Origin of the sequence: Pseudomonas nitroreducens NBRC 12694, assembly GCF_002091755.1 — a bacterium.
GTDB lineage: Bacteria > Pseudomonadota > Gammaproteobacteria > Pseudomonadales > Pseudomonadaceae > Pseudomonas > Pseudomonas nitroreducens.
In genome coordinates this window covers 1-3,002 of the sequence record NZ_BDAI01000030.1, presented here as the reverse complement: position 1 = coordinate 3,002, position 3,002 = coordinate 1, and the positions used below count along the sequence as shown (strand labels likewise).

General features: G+C 58.3%; 3 protein-coding genes and 3 tRNA genes. All 6 read left to right on the top strand.

Translation table 11 applies throughout. The features are described 5' to 3' along the window. Positions 1-84 precede the first annotated feature (84 nt). The 6 genes from birA to PNI01S_RS28075 all read left to right on the top strand — a co-directional run bounded on the left by birA (position 85) and on the right by PNI01S_RS28075 (position 2,878). On the top strand, positions 85-1,029 hold the full coding sequence (gene birA / locus PNI01S_RS28100) for a bifunctional biotin--[acetyl-CoA-carboxylase] ligase/biotin operon repressor BirA (RefSeq protein WP_084359859.1): 945 nt from the start codon (positions 85-87) through the stop codon (positions 1,027-1,029). Next, complete coding sequence (locus tag PNI01S_RS28095) at positions 1,019-1,768, top strand: pantothenate kinase (RefSeq protein ID WP_065327630.1); 750 nt, start codon at positions 1,019-1,021, stop codon at positions 1,766-1,768. The genes birA and PNI01S_RS28095 overlap by 11 nt, the downstream gene beginning before the upstream one ends. A gap of 9 nt (positions 1,769-1,777) precedes the next feature. Continuing rightward, positions 1,778-2,458, top strand: coding sequence for an SPOR domain-containing protein (locus PNI01S_RS28090; RefSeq protein WP_065327629.1), 681 nt, complete (start codon positions 1,778-1,780; stop codon positions 2,456-2,458). A gap of 141 nt (positions 2,459-2,599) precedes the next feature. Beyond that, positions 2,600-2,684, top strand: a tRNA-Tyr gene (locus PNI01S_RS28085). A 25-nt stretch (positions 2,685-2,709) separates the two neighbouring features. Next, a tRNA-Gly gene (locus tag PNI01S_RS28080) sits at positions 2,710-2,783 on the top strand. 19 nt (positions 2,784-2,802) lie between these two features. Further along, positions 2,803-2,878 (top strand) — tRNA-Thr (locus tag PNI01S_RS28075). Positions 2,879-3,002 lie beyond the last annotated feature (124 nt).

Sequence of the window (3,002 nt, the reverse complement as noted above, 5' to 3'; positions counted from 1 at the left end):
GCGCGCGGGAAAGTCGGGCCATTGCTGCGTAGGCAATTCAGGCATGCCTCTATATGATGCGTGCCTGACTGTTGCGGGGGTGATATGCAGACCTTGCTGAAATTGCTGAGCGATGGCCGCTTTCATTCCGGAGAAGAGCTGGGTGCTCTCCTCGGAGTAAGTCGCAGCGCCGTCTGGAAGCGCCTTGAAGGCTTTGAGCGTGACTACGGTATGGTCGTGCAGCGAGTGCGCGGCCGTGGTTACCGCCTGGAAGAGCCGCTGAGCATTATCTCGCCCAGGGGCGACTTCGGCCTGTGGCCTCTCGATGTCCTGTTTTCGATCGACTCCACCAATGCCGAAGTGCTGCGGCGGCTTTCTGCCGGCGCTGCGGCGCCGTTTGCCATCCTGGGTGAGAGGCAGACCGCTGGGCGCGGCAGGCGAGGGCGGCAATGGGAGAGTCCCTTTGGTGCCAACCTTTATTACACCCTGGGTATCACTGTACGTGGTGGTGCGCAGGAGTTGGAGGGGTTGAGTCTGGTGGTCGGCCTTGCGGTGGCAAGAGCGATCCAGTCTCTGGGCGTGAAAGATGTAGGCCTCAAGTGGCCCAATGACGTTCTGGTGGGTGGCAAAAAGATTGCCGGCATCCTGCTTGAGCTCACGGGAGATCCTGCTGACATCTGTAGTGTTGCGATTGGCGTCGGCATCAATGTGAACATGCGCAAGGCAGAGGCGATCGATCAGCCCTGGACTTCGATGCGCGAGGCGCTGGGTAGGCTGGTTGACCGTAACGAGTTGCTGCAGGCGCTGGAGTCTCAGCTTGCGGATGTTCTATCCCGTCATCGTGAGTATGGCTTCGCTGCCAGTCGCGAAGAGTGGGAGTCCCTTCATCTATGGCAGGGGCGGCAGGTCACGCTGTCCACTGCTGCCAATAATATCGTTGGGCGCGCGCTTGGCATCGATGAGCGGGGCGCGCTTCGCCTTCTGGTCGATGGCAAGGAGCACAGCTACAGCGGAGGCGAGTTGAGTCTGAGGTTGTCGGATGATTCTTGAGTTGGATTGTGGAAATAGCCTGATCAAGTGGCGAGTGGTCAGAAGGCATGACCTGGTGACTGTCGCCGGTGGCGTGGCGGACTCGGATCAAGCCTTGCTCGCGCAGCTGCAGGGCAGTGAGGCGGTGGATATCCGCTATTGCCGCATGGTCAGTGTTCGCAGTGAGCAGGAAACCGACGCGCTTCGTGTGAGCCTGGAGAGTGCTTTCCCTATTGCGGTGCAGATTGCTGCTCCGGCAATCGAGCTCGGCGGTGTGGTCAACGGCTACCGGGAGTATCAGCGCCTGGGAATGGACCGCTGGCTGGCCCTGGTGGCTGGTCACTGTCTGGCGGGGCGCGGATGCCTGGTGCTCGACCTTGGAACTGCTGTGACCTCGGATCTGGTCGATGCCGCGGGCAAGCATCTGGGAGGCTATATCGCACCCGGCATGCCGCTGATGCGAAGCCAGTTGCGTACTCACACTCGGCGGATTCGTTATGACGACGAGGCGGCCCATGAGGCGCTACAGAATCTACTGCCGGGGCAGGAAACTTCCGAGGCGGTGGAGCGCGGTTGCGTGCTGATGTTGCGCGGGTTCGTACGGGAGCAGATCGAGCTTGCCAACAAGCTGCTGGGTGATGACAGTGCTGTTTACCTGACCGGCGGAGATGCTGAGCTCGTCAAGGATGAGTCTGCTCGCGCGGTTGTGCTTCCGGACCTGGTATTTCTCGGGCTGGCACTAGCCTGTCCGATCGAGTGAGTCTGATTGATGCGCTGGTTCTTTCTTTTCCTGCTTGCCCTCAACGTCTTCTACTACGTCTGGCATCAACAGCAGGCGCCTCTCCGCCCCAAGGAGATTGCCCCGCTCAGCCTGTTTCACAGTGAGCAGAAGAATATTCGGCTGCTCAGCGAGTCTGCAGAAACACCTCAACGTCGCCAGGCTGAAGAAAAGGTGGCGACCGCTCCCGCATCTGCTTGCGTCTACCTGGGCAGCTTCCCGGTCGACGATCGCGCCCGGCAATTGGTGCAGCGTCTGTTGAGTCTGGATGTGCAGGCTTCCGTGCAAACAGTGGACGCTGCTGCTGGTGTCGACTTCTGGGTTTATCTGCCACCGTTGGCGTCGCGCCAGGCATCACTCTGGCAGCTGCGGGAGTTGCAGGCTCGAAAGATTGACAGCTACATCATTACGGAAGGGGATCTGACTGACGGGATCTCTCTTGGCATCTTTCAGCGCAAGGACTCCGCCGACAGCGTGGTGGAGCGGCTGAAGACCGCTGGCTACGACGCTTTGGTGCGTGAGCTGGCTCGTTCGCAGCATGATTACTGGGCGCAGATCACACCGGAAAGCGGGCGCCTGGTTGACGACTCCCTGGTGCGTCAACTGGCGCCGGATTTCCCCGAACTGCAGAAACAAACAATGCCGTGCAAAAACGTTGCAAGCGCTCAATAGTTTGAATAGAATGGCGCCCGCTTCACAGGGGTGACCTGAAAAGGTTGAGCACTGGAAGCCGTTGTCGAAGAGCTAAGCTCAAGTTTTTTAAAGAAAAACAGTTGACAACGTGGTGGCAGGCTGTAGAATGCCGCCTCACTCGGAGGGGTTCCCGAGCGGCCAAAGGGATCAGACTGTAAATCTGACGTCTCAGACTTCGAAGGTTCGAATCCTTCCCCCTCCACCAGTTTCAAGCGTGAGCTGCAAGCTCCGCGGGTATAGTTCAGTGGTAGAACCTCAGCCTTCCAAGCTGATGATGCGGGTTCGATTCCCGCTACCCGCTCCAAGTTTGTTGCTGATGTCTTGCTCATGTAGCTCAGCTGGTAGAGCACACCCTTGGTAAGGGTGAGGTCAGCGGTTCAAATCCGCTCATGAGCTCCATCTCGCAAAGGCAGATATGAAAATATCTGCCTTTGTTTTAATGGTGACGTGACTTTCTCAATTCCTTACGGGAGGCGGTCAAGATGGCTAAAGAAAAATTTGAGCGTAACAAGCCGCACGTAAA